General features: G+C 66.8%; 16 protein-coding genes and 1 tRNA gene. 14 read left to right on the plus strand and 3 right to left on the minus strand.

The features are described from left to right. The first annotated feature begins 170 nt into the window (after positions 1–170). The 7 genes from ACTU6V_RS03995 to ACTU6V_RS04025 are packed head-to-tail and all read left to right on the plus strand — an operon-like array spanning position 171 to position 9,140. Positions 171–3,893, plus strand: a complete 3,723-nt coding sequence (locus ACTU6V_RS03995; protein WP_443468703.1) for a nitrate reductase subunit alpha — start codon at positions 171–173, stop codon at positions 3,891–3,893. Next, the gene (narH, locus tag ACTU6V_RS04000) at positions 3,890–5,560 is read left to right on the plus strand and encodes a nitrate reductase subunit beta (protein WP_443468704.1); all 1,671 of its coding nucleotides are present in this window, start codon (positions 3,890–3,892) and stop codon (positions 5,558–5,560) included. The genes ACTU6V_RS03995 and narH overlap by 4 nt, the downstream gene beginning before the upstream one ends. Next, positions 5,557–6,249 carry a nitrate reductase molybdenum cofactor assembly chaperone gene (narJ, locus tag ACTU6V_RS04005; RefSeq protein WP_443468705.1) on the plus strand — a complete coding sequence of 231 codons (693 nt, stop codon included), beginning with the start codon at positions 5,557–5,559 and terminating at the stop codon, positions 6,247–6,249. Before narH ends, narJ begins: the two co-directional genes overlap by 4 nt. Continuing rightward, the gene (gene narI / locus ACTU6V_RS04010; RefSeq protein ID WP_443468706.1) at positions 6,246–7,004 is read left to right on the plus strand and encodes a respiratory nitrate reductase subunit gamma; all 759 of its coding nucleotides are present in this window, start codon (positions 6,246–6,248) and stop codon (positions 7,002–7,004) included. Before narJ ends, narI begins: the two co-directional genes overlap by 4 nt. Continuing rightward, positions 7,001–8,239 carry a molybdopterin molybdotransferase MoeA gene (locus ACTU6V_RS04015; protein ID WP_443474979.1) on the plus strand — a complete coding sequence of 413 codons (1,239 nt, stop codon included), beginning with the start codon at positions 7,001–7,003 and terminating at the stop codon, positions 8,237–8,239. Before narI ends, ACTU6V_RS04015 begins: the two co-directional genes overlap by 4 nt. Next, on the plus strand, positions 8,236–8,862 hold the full coding sequence (gene mobA, locus ACTU6V_RS04020; protein WP_443468708.1) for a molybdenum cofactor guanylyltransferase: 627 nt from the start codon (positions 8,236–8,238) through the stop codon (positions 8,860–8,862). The genes ACTU6V_RS04015 and mobA overlap by 4 nt, the downstream gene beginning before the upstream one ends. Beyond that, a complete protein-coding gene (locus tag ACTU6V_RS04025; RefSeq protein WP_443468709.1) occupies positions 8,859–9,140 on the plus strand; it encodes a DUF6457 domain-containing protein in 282 nt (93 codons plus the stop codon). The genes mobA and ACTU6V_RS04025 overlap by 4 nt, the downstream gene beginning before the upstream one ends. Here the strand turns inward: ACTU6V_RS04025 and ACTU6V_RS04030 are convergent. Then, on the minus strand, positions 9,137–9,568 hold the full coding sequence (locus ACTU6V_RS04030) for a molybdenum cofactor biosynthesis protein MoaE (RefSeq protein ID WP_443468710.1): 432 nt from the start codon (positions 9,566–9,568) through the stop codon (positions 9,137–9,139). The two genes, ACTU6V_RS04025 and ACTU6V_RS04030, sit on opposite strands and share 4 nt — an antisense overlap. A gap of 100 nt (positions 9,569–9,668) precedes the next feature. On the opposite strand from ACTU6V_RS04030, the gene ACTU6V_RS04035 reads away from it, so the two are divergent. The 5 genes from ACTU6V_RS04035 to cydC are packed head-to-tail and all read left to right on the plus strand — an operon-like array spanning position 9,669 to position 16,054. Beyond that, a complete protein-coding gene (locus tag ACTU6V_RS04035; RefSeq protein WP_443468711.1) occupies positions 9,669–10,292 on the plus strand; it encodes a helix-turn-helix transcriptional regulator in 624 nt (207 codons plus the stop codon). Positions 10,293–10,319: 27 nt separating this feature from the next. After that, entirely contained in the window at positions 10,320–11,735 is a 1,416-nt protein-coding gene (locus tag ACTU6V_RS04040) for a cytochrome ubiquinol oxidase subunit I (RefSeq protein WP_443468862.1), read from the plus strand. 10 nt (positions 11,736–11,745) lie between these two features. Further along, on the plus strand, positions 11,746–12,756 hold the full coding sequence (cydB, locus tag ACTU6V_RS04045) for a cytochrome d ubiquinol oxidase subunit II (RefSeq protein ID WP_443468712.1): 1,011 nt from the start codon (positions 11,746–11,748) through the stop codon (positions 12,754–12,756). Next, positions 12,753–14,402 carry a thiol reductant ABC exporter subunit CydD gene (gene cydD / locus ACTU6V_RS04050; RefSeq protein WP_443474980.1) on the plus strand — a complete coding sequence of 550 codons (1,650 nt, stop codon included), beginning with the start codon at positions 12,753–12,755 and terminating at the stop codon, positions 14,400–14,402. The genes cydB and cydD overlap by 4 nt, the downstream gene beginning before the upstream one ends. Beyond that, complete coding sequence (cydC, locus tag ACTU6V_RS04055) at positions 14,399–16,054, plus strand: thiol reductant ABC exporter subunit CydC (RefSeq protein WP_443474981.1); 1,656 nt, start codon at positions 14,399–14,401, stop codon at positions 16,052–16,054. The genes cydD and cydC overlap by 4 nt, the downstream gene beginning before the upstream one ends. A 4-nt stretch (positions 16,055–16,058) precedes the next feature. On the opposite strand, the gene ACTU6V_RS04060 is transcribed toward cydC, so the two are convergent. Then, complete coding sequence (locus tag ACTU6V_RS04060) at positions 16,059–16,832, minus strand: hypothetical protein (protein WP_443474982.1); 774 nt, start codon at positions 16,830–16,832, stop codon at positions 16,059–16,061. Positions 16,833–16,934: 102 nt separating this feature from the next. Between ACTU6V_RS04060 and ACTU6V_RS04065 the strand changes: the two genes are divergently transcribed. Together ACTU6V_RS04065 and ACTU6V_RS04070 are read left to right on the plus strand one after the other, a co-directional pair. Then, complete coding sequence (locus tag ACTU6V_RS04065; protein WP_443474983.1) at positions 16,935–17,396, plus strand: hypothetical protein; 462 nt, start codon at positions 16,935–16,937, stop codon at positions 17,394–17,396. A 53-nt stretch (positions 17,397–17,449) separates the two neighbouring features. Beyond that, a tRNA-Ser gene (locus tag ACTU6V_RS04070) sits at positions 17,450–17,539 on the plus strand. A 397-nt stretch (positions 17,540–17,936) separates the two neighbouring features. Here ACTU6V_RS04070 and ACTU6V_RS04075 read toward each other — a convergent pair. Further along, the gene (locus ACTU6V_RS04075) at positions 17,937–18,896 is read right to left on the minus strand and encodes a CPBP family glutamic-type intramembrane protease (RefSeq protein WP_443468716.1); all 960 of its coding nucleotides are present in this window, start codon (positions 18,894–18,896) and stop codon (positions 17,937–17,939) included. Positions 18,897–19,020: the final 124 nt, after the last annotated feature.

Below are 19,020 nucleotides of genomic sequence, written 5' to 3' on the forward strand. Positions count from 1 at the left end.
ACAGTATCCTGTCGCGCGTCGAGTGACCAGAGACGGCGCCGGGAAAAACCATAGATGGCACCGGGAAAAAGATGCACGGCCGTGAATAAAAACGGCTCCCCCTTGTTCCGCGACAGGCGTCACGGCAGGATGCTGAGGGAACAGGCATGTATCTCCGGAAGGGAGCAACAATGAGCCTCAGCACCCGCTCACAGAGCACACCCGCAACAGATGGGCCGCTCGCAGACGCACTGGTGAACATGGGGCGCTTCCTTCGCCCGGGTGAGACGTCCGAGGATCTGCGGGCGGTCTTCCTGCAGGGCGGGCGTGCGGGTGATTCGTTCTATCGTGACCGCTGGTCGCACGACAAGGTCGTGCGCTCCACGCACGGTGTGAACTGCACGGGATCGTGCTCGTGGAAGGTGTACGTCAAGGACGGCATCATCACGTGGGAGTCACAGCAGACCGACTACCCCTCGGTGGGTCCTGACTCGCCGGAGTACGAGCCGCGCGGCTGCCCTCGAGGTGCCGCCTTCAGCTGGTACACGTACTCGCCGACCCGGGTGCGCTACCCGTACATCCGCGACACGCTCGCGCAGCTGTACCGCTCTGCGAAGGCGCAGCATCCTGACCCCGTCGATGCCTGGGCATCGATCGTCGAGGATCCCGAGAAGTCGACCTCGTACAAGCGGGTCCGCGGCAAGGGCGGGCTCGTGCGCACCACGTGGGACGAGGTCATGGAGATCGCCGCGGCGGCCCACGTCTACACGGTGAAGCAGTACGGCCCCGACCGGATCGCAGGCTTCTCGCCGATCCCTGCGATGTCGATGGTCTCGCACGGCGCCGGTTCGCGTTTCATGAACCTCATCGGCGGCACGATGCTGTCGTTCTACGACTGGTACGCTGACCTGCCCGTCGCAAGTCCCCAGGTGTTCGGCGATCAGACCGATGTGCCCGAGTCCGCGGACTGGTGGAACGCCGGCTACCTGATCATGTGGGGTTCGAACGTGCCGGTCACGCGCACCCCGGACGCGCACTTCATGACGGAAGCGCGCTATCGCGGCCAGAAGGTCATCACCGTCTCGCCCGACTACACCGACAACACGAAGTTCGCCGACGAGTGGGTCGCCCCGCACCCCGGTACCGATGCCGCACTCGCGCTCGCGATGGGCCACGTCATCCTCCGTGAGCACTACGTCGAAAAGCGCACGGAGCGCTTCGAGTCGTACATGCGCCAGTACACCGACAGCCCCTTCCTCGTTGAGCTCGAGCAGCGCGGCGACGGGCTGGTTCCTGGCAAGTTCGTCACCGCATCCGACCTCGATGGTGCAGACGCCACCCAGTCCAGGGCTGATTTCAAGCCGGTTCTCATGGACGAGAACGGCAACCCGGTCGTTCCCAACGGCTCGCTCGGGCACCGCTTCTCGCCAGAAGACGAGGGACGCTGGAACCTCGACCTGCAGGGGGTCGTCCCACCACTGTCGGTCGCAGACCTTTCCCGCTGGAACGGCGAAGCCGCAGAAGTGCGCCTGCCGCGATTCGACCTGGATCCCGAGCCCGGCCAGGAGCACGCCGGCGGCTCGGGCAGCATCACCCGCGGCGTGCCGGTGCGCACGATCGCCGGCAAGACCGTCACCACCGTGTTCGACCTCATGCTCGCGCAGTACGGGGTGGGGCGTGATGGGCTTCCCGGGCAATGGCCGACCGGCTATGACGACGCGTCGAGCCCCGGAACGCCCGCCTGGCAGGAGGAGCATACTTCGGTGCCTGCGCCGCAGGCCGAGCGCATCGCGCGTGAGTTCGCCGACAACGCCGAGAGAAGCGGCGGGCGATCGATGATCCTGATGGGAGCGGGAACCAACCACTGGTTCCACTCCGACACGATCTACCGCACCTTCCTCGCGCTGACGACCATGACCGGATGCCAGGGCGTGAACGGCGGCGGATGGGCGCACTACGTGGGTCAGGAGAAGGTCCGCCCGATCACCGGATACCAGCAGTACGCCGGAGCGTCCGACTGGGTGCGCCCGCCGCGCTACACGATCGGCACCGCGTTCTTCTACCTCGCCACCGACCAGTGGCGCTACGACGGGCTGCCCGCCGACCAGCTGGCCTCGCCGCTGGGCAAAGGCACCTTCCAGGGACGCACCACCGCCGACTGCCTGGTCGAATCCGTGCAGCGCGGCTGGATGCCGAGCTACCCGACCTTCGACCGCAACCCGCTCACCCTCGTCGAAGAGGCCGATGCACTCGGCAAGGACCCGGCGCAGCACGTGGTCGACAGCCTCGATGACGGCTCGCTGCGTTTCGCGGTGGAGGATCCGGATCATCCTGCGAACTTCCCGCGGGTCATGAACATCTGGCGTGCCAACGTGCTGGGCTCATCGGGCAAGGGCAACGAGTACTTCCTCAAGCACCTGCTCGGAACGGATGCCGCGGTGCGTGCCTCAGAGGCGCCAGAGGGCTCGCGTCCGTCCACGATGACCTGGCACGAGAAGGCGCCAGAGGGCAAGCTCGACCTGCTGATGACGGCGGACTTCCGCATGACGAGCACGACGCTCTTCAGCGACATCGTGCTGCCGGCGGCGACCTGGTACGAGAAGTACGACCTGTCGTCGACGGATATGCATCCGTTCATCCACGCCTTCAACCCGGCGATCACGCCGCCGTGGCAGACGAAGACCGACTTCGAGACGTTCCGCATCCTCGCGGAGAAGTTCAGCGAGATGGCGCGCACGCACCTCGGCGTCCGTCGCGATCTGGTCGCAACCCCCCTCCAGCACGACACGCCCGATGTCATGGCGACCCCGCACGGACGCGTGCAGGATCTGCCGCGCGTGCCAGGAGTGACGATGCCGAAGCTCGCCGTCGTCGAGCGCGACTATCCGAATCTCGCCGAGAAGTGGCGCTCGCTCGGACCGCTGACCGCGAAGCTCGGGATGACCACCAAGGGCATCACCTACCACCCCGAACCCGAGATCGATCTGCTCGGTCGCCTCAATGGCACGGTCGCCGCAGGACCCTATGCGGGTTCGGTGCGGCTGGACACCGATCAGCGCGCATGCGAGATGATCCTCGCCTTCTCGGGCACGAGCAACGGCCGCCTCGCGGTGGCGGGGTTCAAGTCGCTCGAGAAGCACACCGGGCAGAAGATGGCGTTCCTCGCCGAAGAGCACGAGGGCATGCACCTGTCGTTCCAAGACGTCTCGGTGCAACCGCGCAGCGTCATCACCTCGCCGGAATGGTCGGGTTCCGAGCACGGCGGGCGTCGGTACACGGCCTTCGCGATCAATGTCGAGCAGCTCAAACCCTGGCATACCCTCACGGGCCGCCAGCACTTCTATCTCGACCATGACTGGATGGATGAGCTCGGCGAGACGCTGCCGATCTACCGACCGCCGCTGGACATGCACCGGCTGTTCGGCGATGTGGTGCCCGGCACCAACTCGGCCGCTGAGGTCAACGTGCGCTACCTGACTCCGCACTCGAAGTGGTCGATCCACTCCGAGTACCAGGACAACCTGTTCATGCTCTCGCTCTCACGCGGCGGCCCCACGATCTGGATGAGTCCGCTGGATGCCGAGAAGATCGGTGTGCGCGACAACGACTGGATCGAGTCGTACAACCGCAACGGCGTCGTCGTCGCTCGCGCGAACGTGTCGCACCGGATGCCTGCGGGCACGGTGTACATGTACCACGCGAAGGACCGCACCGTGGATGTACCGATCTCCGAGACCAGCGGTCTGCGCGGCGGCATCCACAACTCGCTCACCCGCATCCTGCTCAAGCCCAGTCACCTCATCGGCGGCTATGCGCAGCTCGCCTGGGCGTTCAACTATCTCGGGCCCACCGGGAACCAGCGCGACGAGGTCACCACGATTCGTCGCCGCAACCAGGAGGTGCAGTACCGATGAAGGTCATGGCTCAGATGTCGATGGTGATGAACCTCGACAAGTGCATCGGATGCCACACCTGCTCGGTCACGTGCAAGCAGGCCTGGACAAACCGCACCGGTGTCGAATACGTGTGGTTCAACAACGTCGAGACCCGGCCGGGAGTCGGTTACCCGCGCGGGTATGAAGACCAGGAGAAGTGGGGCGGCGGCTGGGTGCGCAACAAGCGCGGACGGCTGAAGCTGCGCAGCGGCGGTCGCCTCGCGAAGCTCGCGCGCATCTTCTCGAACCCGAAGCTGCCTGAGATCGATGACTACTACGAGCCGTGGACCTATGACTACGACATGCTCGTGAACGCTCCGAGCGGCGACCACACTCCCGTGGCCCGCCCGAAGAGCCTCATCACCGGCAAAGACATGAAGGTGTCGTGGTCGGCGAACTGGGACGACGACCTCGGCGGCTCGATCGAGACGATGCAGCAGGACCCGATCCTGCAGAAGATGAGCGAAGAGGTCAAAGCCGAGTTCGAGCAGGCCTTCATGTTCTACCTGCCGCGCATCTGCGAGCACTGCCTGAACCCCTCGTGCGTCGCATCCTGCCCGTCGGGGGCGATGTACAAGCGCGCGGAGGACGGCATCGTCCTCGTCGACCAGGACGCCTGCCGCGGATGGCGCATGTGCGTGTCCGGATGTCCCTACAAGAAGGTGTACTTCAATCACAAGACCGGTAAGGCCGAGAAGTGCACGATGTGCTATCCGCGCATCGAGGTGGGGCTTCCCACCGTGTGCTCCGAGACGTGCGTCGGACGCCTGCGCTACCTCGGTCTCGTGCTCTACGATGCGGACCGCGTCGCCGAGGCTGCAGCGGTTGAGGACGAGCACGAGCTGCTCGACGCGCAGCGCTCGGTGCTGCTCGACCCGCACGACCCCGCAGTCATCGAAGCGGCCAGGGAGGGCGGCATCCCAGAGGACTGGATCGAAGCAGCCCAGCGCAGCCCGGTCTGGCGCCTGATCCACGACTACAAGGTCGCGCTGCCGCTGCACCCGGAATACCGCACCATGCCGATGGTCTGGTACATCCCTCCGCTCTCGCCCGTCGTCGACGTCATCAGCAATTCCGGCAGCGATGGTGAAGATGCGCGGACCCTGTTCGCGGCGATCGACAAGCTGCGCATCCCGATCGGGTACCTCGCTGAGCTGTTCACCGCAGGCGACATCGCTCCGGTGGATTCCTCTTTGCGCAAGCTTGCCGCGATGCGCTCGTACATGCGCGGGGTGAGCATCGACGATCACCGCGACGAGAGCATCGCCGAGGCGGTCGGCATGACCGGCCGCGAGATCGAAGAGATGTACCGGCTGCTCGCGATCGCGAAGTACGAGGAGCGCTATGTGATCCCACCGGCGCACTACGAGCAGGCGCATGATCTCGAAGAGATGGCGTGCTCGCTGGACTTCGAGGGAGGCCCTGGCATGGGCGGCGCAGGTGGGCCCTTCGGTGCCGCCAGCGGTCAGTCGGTGCCGGTGGCCGTGGAGAACTTCAACATGCTCGCGGATCGCCAGACGGCCGACCAGCCCTCGACATCCGGGCGCGTGAACCTGCTGAACTGGGATGGCAACGGACGCCCGACGGGGCTCTTCCCGCCGTCGGATGTCTCTGAGCAGCGCTCGTACGACGAGGAGAGCTCATGAGCACGGTCCTGCCCCCGCGCGTCACGCCGCGCAGAAAGCTGCCGGATGCGCTGGCGCCGGTCGCCCTGGATTCCGCGCAGCGCAGCACGGTGCACATGCTGGCATCCCTCCTGATCGACTACCCGGATGCTGCGTGGTACGAGCGCCTGGACGTCTTCGAGGCGAACGCGGTGTCTCTGCCTCGCCCCATCGCGGAGCCACTGGAGCGCTTCATCCACCGGGCGCGCGAGGCCGGAGCATCCCAGTGGCAGAAGACCTATGTCACGACCTTCGACCTCAAGCGCAAGTGCTCGCTGTACCTCAGCTACTACGCGACCGGTGACACTCGTCGCCGCGGCACGGCCCTTGTGACCTTCCTCGACGCGTACCGCGCGGCGGGGTGGGAGTTCGATGCGGCAGAACTCCCGGACTACCTGCCGGCAGTGCTCGAGTTCTCGGCCCGTTCGCAGTCAGAAGTCGCCGACGCGCTGCTGGCCGCACACCGAGAGGGCATCGAAGTGCTGCGCGCAGCGCTGGAAGACATGGACAGCCCGTGGTCGGACATCGTGCGAGCGATCACGCTGTCGCTGCCCAAGGTCGACCAGGCCACCCGCGACCGCGTGCTCGCGCTCGTCAATGAGGGACCACCGACCGAGACCGTCGGTCTCAGCCTTCCCATGCCCACCTTCCGAACGGGGGAGCAGTCATGACCATCGTGGAGATTCTGCTCTGGGTGGTGCTGCCGTACCTCTGTGCTGCGGTGTTCATCGTGGGCCACATCTGGCGCTACCGCTACGACAAGTTCGGCTGGACGACGAGGTCGTCGCAGACCTATGAGAACCGCCTGCTGCGGTGGGGATCGCCGATGTTCCACCTCGGCATCCTCATGGTCATCGCCGGTCACATCGTGGGGCTCCTGATTCCGCGGGAGTGGCTGTACTTCATCGGCATCAACGAAGAGATCTACCACATCGGTGCGACGGTGCTCGGCACTTTCGCCGCAGTGCTGACGCTCGCCGGTCTTGCAATCCTCATCTTCCGCCGTCGTACCGTGCCCGCAGTGTTCCTGGCGACTACGGTGATGGACAAGATCATGTTCGTCTTTCTCGGCGCCACGCTGCTCTTCGGCACCGCGGCCACGGTGGTCCACCAGGTGTTCGGACCCGGGTTCCACTACCGCGAGACGGTCTCGCCATGGATCCGCGAGATGATGATCTTCCGCCCGCGTCCAGAACTCATGCTCGAGGTGCCGTTGCTGTTCCAGCTGCACATCATCACGGCATGCGTGCTGTTCGCACTGTGGCCGTTCACTCGTCTCGTGCACGTGTTCTCGGCGCCGGTCGGGTATCTCTTCCGGCCCTACATCGTCTACCGCTCGCGTGATGACCACCGCGGTTCGCGCGAGCCGAAGCGCGGTTGGGACCCCGTGGAGGCGCCGGACCCCACGCGTCTGCGGCGACCGTGACAGCGGCGCTGCGGACGGTCGAGGAGCACCTTGAGAAGATCCTGGCGGTGACCCGGCGGCTGTCGCCGGTCACGGTCTCGATCGACGACGCGCGCGGACTCACGCTCGGGGCGGATGCTCGAGCGCGCAGTGCCGTACCGGTGTTCGACAACTCCGCGATGGACGGGTTCGCCGTGCGGTACGCCGATGTGGCCGAGGCGCGCGAGACGAACCCGGTCACGCTGCGCGTGGTCGCTGACATTCCCGCAGGCAGCGGAATCGATCCGCAGCTGTCGCAGGGGGAGGCCGCGCGCATCATGACCGGGTCACCGGTGCCGACCGCGGCGGACGCGATCGTGCCCTTCGAGGACACGGTCGGAGGGCTCGCCGACTCTCTTGCCGAGACAGTCGTCACACGCGCACCGAGGGCGCTCGGCGCGCACATCCGTCGCGCGGCGGAAGACGTTGCCGAGGGCGACGTCGTCCTGCCCGCCGGCACGCTTCTGGAGGCATGGCAGCTGGCGGCGCTGGCCTCCACCGGGGTCTCGCAGGTGGCGGTCGCGCCTCGCCCCAGAGTCGTGGTCGTCTCGACGGGCTCGGAGCTCGTCGTGGGTTCCGGCGCGCTCTCGCGCGGGCAGATCCCCGAATCGAACGGCATCCTCCTCGCGGGCCTGGTCGAAGAGGCGGGCGCCGAGGTCGTGCTGCGACGGGTGATCGATGACTCGGGCGATGGCCCCGCGCAGGTCGTCGCCGAGGCTGTGCGCTGGGAGGCGGATGCGGTCATCTTCACCGGCGGCGTCAGCGCCGGCGCCTACGAGATCGTGCGGCAGAGCCTCGCCGGCGCCATGGAGTTCAGCAAGGTGGCGATGCAGCCCGGCAAGCCGCAGGGGTTCGGAGCGACGCCGGACGGAATGCTGCTGTTCGGACTCCCCGGCAATCCGGTGAGCGCCGCGGTCTCGTTCGAGGTGTTCGTGCGACCTGCGCTGCTGAAGATGCAGGGGCGGGGGAGCATCCATCGGCAGGTGCTGCACCTGCCCGCCGCAACCGACTGGCGCACACCGCCGGGCAGGCGTCAGTACCTACCGGTTGTGATCGATCGGAGCGACCCGATGCACCCGGGCGTGCGCCCGGCGACCAGCGGCGGATCCGGCTCGCATCTCAGCGCAGGACTCGGGGTCGCCGAGGCCTACGCGGTCGTGCCCGCCGATGTCGCGCAGGTCGCCCGGGGCGACCTCGTCGAGGTCATGCTGCGGTGACTGCGTCACGTGTCTCGGGAATCGGGGCGATCCTGCTCGTCGGCGGCCGGTCGCGCCGCATGGGTGGCGGCATCAAACCGCTTCTCGAGGTCGGCGGAAGCACGCTGTTCGCGCGGTCCATGGACGCGCTGACGGATGCGGGGTGCGAGGCCATCACGGCCGTGGGGCCGGTGCTGGATGCCGCGATGCCGGTGCGATGGGTGCGCGAGGATCCTCCGTTCGCAGGTCCCGTCGCGGGGATCGCCGCGGCGCTCGCCGGGAATGGTGCTCTCCCCGACGGCGCTCCTCCCGAACCGGAATGGACGCTGCTGCTCGCCGGTGATCTGCCTCGGGTGGAGTCGCTCGTCGCTCGGCTGGTTGCGGCGGCTGCGTCAGCATCCGAGGTCGATGCACACGCGTTCACCGCCGACGGGCATCCGCAATGGCTGGCCGGCATCTATCGCACCATCGCGTTGCGCGCCGCGCTCGCCGCCTTCACGGGTGAATATGCCGGAGCCTCATGCCGTGCACTGCTCGGCGACCTGGCGATCTCGTGGATCCCCGACGAAGATGGAGTCACCGCCGACATCGATACACCGGCAGACCTCGCGCGCATCCGCGCCGAACTTGAGGAGAAACCGTGAGCGATTCATCTCGCACCCTGCCACCCGAAGCTCTCGACGAGTGGGCGCAGGCACTGCGCGAGCGCTTCGGCCTCGGCGAGGAAGACCTGCCGATCGCACTGATCCTCGACCTCGCGCGCGACGTTGCCAACGGGGTGGCAAGACCGGCAGCGCCATTCAGCGCATTCGCTGCCGGGCTCGTCGCCGGGCGGGCCGGTGGCTCACCGGATCAGGTCCGTGCGGCAGTCGGAGAGGTCGTCGAGATGGCCGGCGCGTGGAGCGCGAGGCAACAGGACTAACCGCCGAGGCCCTTCCACTCGGTGGTGCCATCGGCCTCGACCTGACGCTTCCACACCGGCAGCTCGCGCTTGATCGCTTCGATCACCTCACGGCAGACCGTGAACGCCTGATCGCGGTGCGGAGACGCTACGGCGATGACGACAGCGACATCGCCCACCTCGAGCCGGCCGACGCGGTGGCTGACCGCCACGACGGCCTCGGTTCCACCGGCGGCGGCCTCGGCGATCCGGCGCAGTGCGGACTCGGCATCCGGATGGGAGGAGTATTCCAGCGCGACCACGGCGTCCGCGGCATCCGGATCGTGGTCGCGCACACGACCAACGAATGTCGTGACGGCGCCCGCCTTCGTGCTGTCGACCGCGGCGACGTGCTCGTCAAGTGAGAGAGCAGTTTCAGAGATGCGAGCCAGACGCACGACGGGGGACATGTGACCAGGCTATCGTCGGCATCCGACATCTCTATCGCGAAAGCTGATTATTCACGGCCGAATAATCCGGGGCTGATCAGGAACTCGCCATACTTGAAGTATGGCTTCAGCTCGCCCCGCATGCGGCCCCATCTCGACGTTCTCACGAGTGCAGATTCTGCATCTCGTCCAGTCGCGATCCCCGCGGTCGATCAGCGAGCTGTGCGAGGCGACCGGGCTGCACCAGAACACGATCCGCGAGCACCTGCAGCGTCTGATCGAGGGCGGCTACATCATTCCGTCGATCGAGCATCGTGCCACTCGCGGGCGCCCGCGCACGCTGTACAGCGCTGCCACGGGAACGGCAGACGCCTCCAGCTCGGTCGCCCGTGACAAGGTCAGCGCGGCTGCCCGCCGAGGCGATCTGATGCGGCGGGCAATGCCCGCGACGGCATCCGACTTCGGGCCTCGAGCCACGTATCAGCTCGACGCGCTGATCGAACATCTTGAAGAAAGCGGTTTCGAGCCCGTCATCGATGACGCCCAGCTCACAGTGGACCTCACCCCGTGCCCGCACGCCGCGGCACGGCCCGAGGATCGCCCGGTGCTGTGCCGGGTACATCTGGGTCTCATGCAGGGGGTGTTGACCGAGGCCGGTGGCCCGCTCGCCGCCGACTTCGTGCATGAACCCGTGATGCCTGCAGAGTGCACCGTGCAGCTTCGGCTCACGGATGTCACTGTCTGACGTCGTTCGAGAAAGGGAGTCCTCTTGATGGAGTGGCTCGATCCGCTGGCGCTTGCCAGATGGCAGTTCGGTCTGACGACCGTGTACCACTACCTGTTCGTTCCGCTCACGATCGGGATGGCGTTGTCTGCGGCGCTCTTCCAGACCGCGTGGGTGCGCACGGGGAAGATCCACTACCTGCACCTGACCCGGTTCTTCGGGAAGATCTTCCTCATCAACTTCGCCATGGGCGTGGTGACCGGAATCGTGCAGGAGTTCCAGTTCGGCATGAACTGGTCGGACTACTCGCGCTTCGTCGGTGACGTCTTCGGCGCACCGCTCGCCTTCGAGGGCCTGCTCGCCTTCTTCTTCGAGGCGACCTTCATCGGCGTCTGGATCTTCGGCTGGGACAAGCTGCCGCGAAAGCTGCACCTGATGAGCATCTGGTTCGTCGCGATCGGCAGCATCCTCTCTGCCTACTTCATCATCGCCGCCAACGCGTTCATGCAGAACCCGGTCGGCTACGAATACAACCCGGTCACCAACCGTGCAGAGCTCGTCGACTTCTGGGCGCTGCTGACCAACCCCGTCGCTGTGGCGGCCTTCCCGCACACGATCTTCGGCGCCTTCATGTTCGCCGCCGGTGTCATCATCTCGGTGTCGGCCTGGCACCTCTACCGCGGACAGCACGTCGACACGATGCGCGTCTCGCTGAAGTTCGGCCTCTGGGGCATGCTCGTCTCGACCGTCGGCGTCGCACTCTCGGGCGACCAGCTCGGGCTCGCGATGTACGTGGCGCAACCGATGAAGATGGCAGCGGCCGAGGCGACGTTCAATACCGTCTGCGGTGCGGATGCCTCATTCAGCCTGTTCACGCTCGGAACCCCGGACGGGTCCTCCGAGCTGTTCTCGATCCGCGTGCCGTACCTGCTCTCGCTGCTCTCGACCCACACGCTCGATGCCTGCGTGCACGGCATCAATGATCTGAACGCCGAGTATGCCACGACGTACGCCGATCTCGGCATCGACAACTTCGCCCCTGTGCTGTGGATCACCTACTGGGCGTTCCGCTGGATGATCGGCCTCGGCATGCTGCACGCCTTCATCGCACTGGTGGGGCTCTGGGTCACCCGCAAGGGGGCGAAGAAGCCGGTCGCGAAGTGGATGTGGAAGATCGCCATCTGGTCGTTCCCGCTCGCACTGCTCGCGAACATCGTCGGATGGGTGTTCACCGAGATGGGGCGTCAGCCCTGGCTCGTGTTCGGACTCATGTCGACCCGCGATGGCGTCTCGCCGGGCACCAGCGGGCTCGAAGTGCTTATCTCGCTGGTCGCCTTCACCGTGATCTACGCTGCTCTCGCCGTCGTCGAAGTTCGGCTCATCGTGAAGGCCGCGCAGAAGGGGCCTGACACAGACGAGCAACCCGAAGACGAGACGGCCCAGCTGCCGTCGGTCGTGTACTGAGAGGTGTGACATGGATCTGGCTACCCTGTGGTTCGGCATCATCGCCTTCTTCTTCGTCGGCTACTTCGTGCTCGACGGCTTCGACTTCGGCGTGGGGATGTCCCTGCCGTTCCTCGGCAAGGACGACGTCTCGCGCCGGCAGATCATCAACACGATCGGGCCGGTCTGGGATCTCAACGAGACCTGGCTGATCGTCGCCGGTGCCTGCCTGTTCGCCTCGTTCCCGGAGTGGTACGCCTCGCTGTTCAGCGGCTTCTACCTCGCTCTGCTGCTGATTCTCTTGACCCTCATCATGCGCGGTGTCTCGTTCGAGTACCGGCACCAGGGGCGCTCGCCGCAGTGGAAGGCGGGCTTTGACCGGATGATCGTGATCGGCTCGGCTGTTCCCGCGTTCCTGTGGGGCGTCGCCTTCGCGAACATCATCCAGGGCGTCGCGCTCGATGAGCGGCATGTCTACATCGGCACCGTGTTCGATCTGCTGAACCCGTACGGGCTGCTTGGCGGGTTCACGACCCTGCTGCTGTTCTTCACGCACGGGGTGACCTTCGTCGCGCTCAAGACCGACGGACAGCTGCGCTCGGATGCCCGCAAGCTGGCATTCCGCGCGGGGCTCGTGACCCTTGTGGTTGCGGCTGCCTTCCTGGTGTGGACGGTCGCGGCGCACTTCTCGATCCTCGTGCTCGCGCTCGCGGCGCTCGCCGCCGTATCGCTCGTGCTGTCGATCCTGGCGAACCTGCGAGGCCGCGAGGGTTGGGCATTCACCTTCGGCGCTCTGACGACGCTGTTCGCGGTGGTGACGCTGTTCGCGGCGCTCTTCCCGAACGTGCTGCCCTCGACGATCGATCCGGCCTTCAGCCTCACGATCCAGAACGCCTCGAGCACCGAGTACACGCTGCAGATCATGACATGGACGGCGCTGGTCGCCATGCCGCTCGTTCTGCTGTACCAGGGGTGGACGTACTGGATCTTCCGCAAGCGAGTCACCCGCGCCTCGATCGAAGGAGCTCCGGTTCACGCGTGAAGCCCGTCGACCCGCGTCTTCTGAAGTACGCCGGTGCCGCGCGAGGATTCTTCGTCCTCGCCGCGGTCATCGGCGTTGCCCAGACTGCGGTCGTGATCGCATTCGCCTGGTTCCTCACTGATGCCGTGACCGGCGCGATCGCCGGCCGCTCGGTGCTGTCGTCCATCGTGTGGATGCTGGGGCTCGCGCTGCTGCGCGGTGCGCTCATCGCGGCATCCGACTATGCCGGCATGCGCGCGGCCGCGGCAACCGGCGCGCAGCTGCGTCGTGCGCTGATCAGCGCGATCGGTCGGCTGGGACCGGGGTGGCTCACGCAGCGCAACCAGGCCTCGCTCGCCGTCACCGCAGGGCACGGTCTCGAGGCGCTGGATCAGTACTTCGCGAAGTATCTGCCGCAGCTCGTGCTGACCGTCATCGCGACGCCCGTGATCGTCGCGATGATGTGGTGGCAGGACTGGCCGAGCGGGCTGATCGCAGTGATCACGCTGCCGCTCATCCCGATCTTCATGATCCTGATCGGCGTCGCCACCCGCACCGTGCAGCGCAAGCAGTGGCAGACGCTGCAGCACCTCGCCGCGAGGTTCGCCGACACCGTGCAGGGGCTCGCGACGCTGCGGCTGTTCGGGCGCGAGCGACGCGCGGCATCGCAGATCGAGGTGACGGCCGACCAGTACCGCCGCGAGACCATGAAGGTGCTGCGGTTCTCGTTCCTGTCGGGCTTCGCGATGGAGCTGCTGTCGTCGCTCGCAGTTGCACTCATCGCCGTAGCGGTGGGATTCCGGCTGCTCGCGGGTGAACTCTCGCTCGAAGTCGGACTGTTCGTGCTGCTGCTCGCGCCGGAGGCGTTCCTGCCCGTTCGGCAAGTCGGAGTGCAGTTCCATGCAGCATCCGAAGGGGTCGCTGCCACCGAAGACGTCTTCGCCGTGCTGGACGAGGCATCCAGCGCTGCCGCGCACAACTCCGGAACTTTTTCCCAGAACCCTGATTTCTCGGCCGCCGGCCGCCCGAAAACGGCAGTTCTTCAGGAGCTGTGCGTCGACGGGCTGCGGGTCCGCGACCTCCCACCGGTCTCGTTCACCGCGAAACCAGGCTCGATCACTCTGATCGAGGGGCCGAGCGGCTCGGGCAAGTCGAGCCTGATCGCAGCCCTCCGCGGAGCGGTGCCGTCCGAGGGCGCCGCTGTTCTCGGCGGTACAGACCTGCGCGCACTCGATCTCGACTGGCTCGCGTGGGCGGGGCAGTCGCCAGGGCTCATCCGCGGCACGATCGCCGCGAACGTCTCCCTCGGCGCCGAACCCGATGCCGCCGCGATCCGTCAGGCGCTGGATGCCGCGTGCGCCGACGACCTCGACCCGGAGCAAGAGCTCGGCGTACAGGGCAGCGGGCTGTCCGGCGGGCAGGCGCAGCGGGTCGCCGTCGCCCGCGCGCTCTACCGACACGCTGCAGCCCCGCACCGCGTGCTCGTTCTCGATGAGCCGTCCAGCGCGTTGGACCCCGACACCGAATCGCGCCTGTGGAGCACGCTCCGTGGGCGAGCGGATGCCGGCGCCACGATCCTGCTCGTCTCGCATCGCCGCTCGGCGCACGCGATCGCGGATGGCTTCGTGCGCCTTTCGGCAGGCGCAGCAGCCGGGGTGATGCTGTGAACGAGACAACCCGGGTGCGCGATGTTCTCCGCCTCGCACAGCCTTCCACACGCAGGTTCCTCCCCGGCCTCATCTGGGGCGTGCTGTCCGCCGCCGCTGCTGTCTCGCTGCTCGCCGTGAGTGGCTGGCTGATCGTCAGCGCCTCGATCGTCGATTCGCTCGTGCCGCTGTCGATCGCCGTCGTCGGCGTGCGGTTCTTCGCGGTCTCGCGCGCAGTGTTCCGCTACCTCGAGCGGCTCTCCGGGCACGATGCCGCGCTGCGCCAGCTCGCGACCACCCGGGCCGACATGGTGCGAAGGCTCATCCCGCTCTCGCCCGCAGGGCTCGGCCGCACCGATCGCGGACGCGTGCTTTCCGCACTCGTCGACGACGTCGAGAACCTGCAGAACCTCCCGCTGCGCGTCGTGCAGCCGCTGGCTGTCGCCGGTGTCATCGCGGTCGGCTCGGTCATCTTCATCGCGGTCATCTCGCCGCCGGCCGCCCTCACACTCGCCGCCTGCCTCGTCGCAGCCGCGGTCATCGCGATCGGTCTCGGCTGGGTGTTCGGTGCCAGGGCTGAGGCTCGCCTCTCACTCGAGCGGGCAGAGCTCTCCGCATCCCTCGTCGACTACTTCGGCAGCCTCGACGTTCTGCTCGCCTACGGCGCAGAGCCCGCCGCCCGCGAACGGATCGAGCGCGCCGACGCAGCGGTCCGGCGCACCGTGACGCGCGCGTCACTGGCGCAGGCGCTCGCCGCGGGTGTTGTCTCGGTGCTCGCCGGTGTCGCATCGGCGTGGGCGGTGGCAGCGGCATCCCCCGGGCTCGCGGCCGGGGCGATCGATGGTCCGTGGCTCGCGGTCGTCGTGCTCGTGCCGATGGTCGTGTTCGAGGTGTTCGGTGCAGTTCCGATCGCCGCGGCATCCTGGCGGAGCGTGAGCGCCAGCGCCCAGCGCGTCGTCGACGTGCTGCCCGCGTCGGTTCCCGACGAACTGAGATCGGATGCCGGCGGCGACGACGCTCCCGCGGGCACGGCCCTGCACCTGCGCGACGTTCGTGCGTCGTGGCCCGGAGGTGCGCCGGCACTGCGCGGCGTTTCGCTCGACGTTGCGCCGGGGGAGCGCGTGCTCGTGGCCGGGCCCAGCGGCGCGGGCAAGAGCTCGCTCGCCTCGGTGCTGGTCGGGTTCCTCCGCGCAGAGGGCGAGTTCACGATCGGGGGTGTGGATGCCGCGGCTCTCAGTGGTCCTGCCCTCAGGCGTACGATCGGGCTGTGCGAGCAGCATCCGCAGCTCTTCGACGAAGACATCCGGCAGAATCTGCTGTTCGCGCGTGACACCGCGACCGACGACGAACTGATCGCCGTGCTCGAACGCGTGGGACTCGGCGACTGGGTGCGCCAGCGCGGGGGTCTGGGCGCCCGCGTCGGCGACCGCGGCGCTCTCGTCTCGGGCGGTCAGGCGCAGCGCATCGCGCTGGCGCGTGCCCTGCTGCGTGGCTTCCCGGTGCTCGTGCTCGATGAGCCGACGGCCGGGGTTGATCCCGAAGCATCCGATGCCTTGCTGCGCGACCTGTTGGGGGCTGCGGGCGAGCAATCAGTGGTGCTGATCTCGCACGTCGCGCCGCCTGCGGGCACCGTCGAACGGGTCGTGCGGATAGAGGCCGGGCGCACGGTCTGAACGGTCAGTACAGCTCGACCGGGGGCTCCATCACGATGCCCTGCGCCTCGAAGGAGCGGCGGCGCTCTTCGATGCGGCGGTGCAGCTCGAGCTGCGCTTCTTCGACCAACGCCGGGTCGAGGGTAACGTTCTCGGCGTGAGATTCGCCGCCGTTCGCGGCGATGTAAGCATCGAGTTCCGGTCCCGAGGTCAGCGACGTGATCAGCGAGTACCGCGGAGAGGACCCGTTGTGCCAGGCGGCGTGCCAGAAACGCTGCGTGTCCACGATGATGTGCGTGCCCGCTGCGAGTCGGAAACGCAGTTCCGTCGCCGGGTCGAACCGGTCCCTCCGAAGGATGAGGAATGAGTCCGGGTCGTCGGTGAGGTTGATGAGCGCGCGCACGACCCAGCCGGTTCCGTCTTCGTTGAGGCGGTTGTTGTCGTCCTGATGCAGGTTGTAGATCGCATCGGCGTAGCTGTTGGGCTGCAACTCGACGACCCGGCAGCGGCCGACGTTCGCACCGGGCTCCTGAGCGAGGCGAGCCAAGGTCGGGGCCTTCTCGACCTGCGAGGGGATCCAGACGCCGTCCTTGTCGGTGCGAGGGGGAGTGTGGTTCCAGAATCCGTTGCAGTCGATGTCGCCTGCGTAGCTGGCAAGGGGCGCGTATCGGGTGATGCCGGAGGAGCGCCAGCCGACGTATTCGAGGTCCTGCCACTCGGCCGGATCGATCGGCGCCGGATGCGGTGGAAGGACGACAAAACCGGTCTCCTCGAGCGCGGTCGACGTGATGAAGCTCATGACTACCTCCGTGAGGTCATCCTAACCAGCATCCGTGTTCGGGGTCGGTGGCGGGGCCGGAGATAACCTGGTGGCATGGCTCAACCGTAGAGAGCCCTCTTCGTGAGCAGTGTGGATTACGACGATGCCGAGACCACGATACGCGCCGCGGCATCCGTTCTCGGCGCGCACCTTAAGCGCATCCCTGATGGCGAGGTCGGCAAGCGGTTCCGCTGGATTATGTTCCAGCCCGATGTGCTCGGCCAGGCCGATGGGATCGAGCGCGTGGGCGACGAGCCGGTTCCGTTCAAGGCGGGGTTGGATGCGCGCCGTTTTCTCATCGCCGACGGCGTGGATGCCGCTTCGCGGCGCTCGCTTCGCTGGCACCGGTCGCCGAGCTGTATCTCGGCCTCGTGCACCGGGAGGACGGCATCGAGGGTGCGCGCAGCGGCGGATCACTGCGGCATCCGCCGTCGTTCCGACCTTCGGCGCGGCGACCGAGTGCGGGATCGGGCGGGCGCCGGAGGGGACGGCCGAGAGCATCCTCCGCTCGCACGGCGAGGCCGCCGCGGCCTGGTGAGCTGACCCGATCGTTTCTCGATTCGCGCGAGGCGCCGTCGTCGCGTAAACTCTTCCGCGGTGACGTGTCCGAGCGGCCGAAGGTGCAACACTCGAAATGTTGTGTAGGTTCACCCCTACCGTGGGTTCAAATCCCACCGTCACCGCCATCTTGGGCCGGATCGACTTCCTCTTCAGGCGGTTTCGATCCGGCTCATTCCTTTTGCATTCGTCTCAGTCCATCTCAGATGTGGGCACGGCTGTGGTCAGGCGTTTTCTGACACCGGCCGTCTCTTCTGGGTGATCGGGTTGACCGTGAACGAGGCAGACTCGGACGGCTCGAGAATGATCGGGACGGACATCGGATCTGTGTCGAGAGCGGTCGTGCCCACCGCTTGCCCACACAATCTTGCGTTCGAACATCCGAACTTCGGAAGTTCGGAAGTTCGGTGATGATCGTCGACACGATCCCTACAGCGGCGGACCCGATCGGTCGGTAGGACATCGCACTCCGATCCACAGCTCGGACGTGGCGAGCATGGAGCGTTTGGCGCACCCCCAGCGCGCTCAGCCCTGCGGTGCCGTGGCCGGTGCCGAATGTGTCGTCGGCGCCGCGATCGGTGTGTCGTGTGTGCGCTTCTTGTCCCAGGAGCGGAACACGAGGAATGCGATCAGCGCGGCGATGAAGAGGGTGATGTCGGCCGCGAGGCTTCCCTCGGTGCCGAACTCGCCGCCCGTGATCCAATCCGGGGCGCCGGCGGTCGGCTCAAGGAAAAGCAGCGACGTGGACCTTGCTGGCAGACCGCTCACGGCGATGCCGTAGATGTTGCCCATGGCGAAGTTCCAGCCGGCGTGCAGGCCGATCACCAGCCAGAGCGAACCGAGACGGAGCACGAGGAAGGATGCGAGCAGTGCGTAGAACAGGATGCTGGCGAACGCGAGCGGCTTGAGGGCGACACCATGGATGACCGTGAAGATCACGGCGGGCAGGAGAATGGCCAGCCAACCGGGCAACTTAAGCCCTTGATTCTGCAGCAGGAACCCTCTGGTGAGGACCTCTTCCGTCCCTCCCTGGATGAGGACGAATACCAGCAGAAGCAGCAGGAGCGGCACCGCCGCGGCGCCGGCACTGGCGCCCGCAGGCGCCTCCACGACCTTGTACGCGCCAGTGAGAAGGAGCAGCAGGGTCGGGATCGAGATCAATGCAATGCCTATGAGGATGCCCAGCAGCATCGTGACGACACCGTGGCCGGGTCGGCGAAAGCCCATGCTCGCGACCGAACGACGCTCGAACAGCACCACCCAGAGCAGGATGAACACTAGCGCGGCAGCGAACGTGATCGCCTCTTGCAGTTGCGCTGCCGGGGTTCCCGGAGTCACCGCCCACACACTCGCGAAGACGGCGCCGACGCCCGCCTGCACGGCGAGGATCCCCACCACGAACACAAGGATGTACGCGAGCCAGCCGTGCGTCACCCGCTTCCCCGTGGTGGCGTCCTGAACAAACGGCGTGGTGCGTACGGACATCGGCTACTCTCCTGGGTGTCAGTTCGACGAGCGGGGTGCGGGGTCGTGCCCGCTATGCAACCCCACGCTAGTTGTTTTTCCCATTGTGTTGTGGACGCGGTCGATGGGTGAGCGGCCTCCGAGA

Source organism: Microbacterium zouquanmingi (assembly GCF_052266675.1).
Classification (GTDB): Bacteria; Actinomycetota; Actinomycetes; order Actinomycetales; family Microbacteriaceae; genus Microbacterium.

Coding starts and splice junctions, on each gene's coding strand:
- narJ (WP_443468705.1), top strand. CDS start 5,557: ATGAGCACGGTCCTGCCCCCGCGCGTCACGCCGCGCAGAAAGCTGCCG.
- ACTU6V_RS04040 (WP_443468862.1), top strand. CDS start 10,320: ATGGAGTGGCTCGATCCGCTGGCGCTTGCCAGATGGCAGTTCGGTCTG.
- cydB (WP_443468712.1), top strand. CDS start 11,746: ATGGATCTGGCTACCCTGTGGTTCGGCATCATCGCCTTCTTCTTCGTC.
- ACTU6V_RS04030 (WP_443468710.1), bottom strand. CDS start 9,568: ATGTCCCCCGTCGTGCGTCTGGCTCGCATCTCTGAAACTGCTCTCTCA.
- narH (WP_443468704.1), top strand. CDS start 3,890: ATGAAGGTCATGGCTCAGATGTCGATGGTGATGAACCTCGACAAGTGC.
- narI (WP_443468706.1), top strand. CDS start 6,246: ATGACCATCGTGGAGATTCTGCTCTGGGTGGTGCTGCCGTACCTCTGT.
- ACTU6V_RS04075 (WP_443468716.1), bottom strand. CDS start 18,896: ATGTCCGTACGCACCACGCCGTTTGTTCAGGACGCCACCACGGGGAAG.
- ACTU6V_RS03995 (WP_443468703.1), top strand. CDS start 171: ATGAGCCTCAGCACCCGCTCACAGAGCACACCCGCAACAGATGGGCCG.
- ACTU6V_RS04035 (WP_443468711.1), top strand. CDS start 9,669: ATGGCTTCAGCTCGCCCCGCATGCGGCCCCATCTCGACGTTCTCACGA.
- ACTU6V_RS04060 (WP_443474982.1), bottom strand. CDS start 16,832: ATGAGCTTCATCACGTCGACCGCGCTCGAGGAGACCGGTTTTGTCGTC.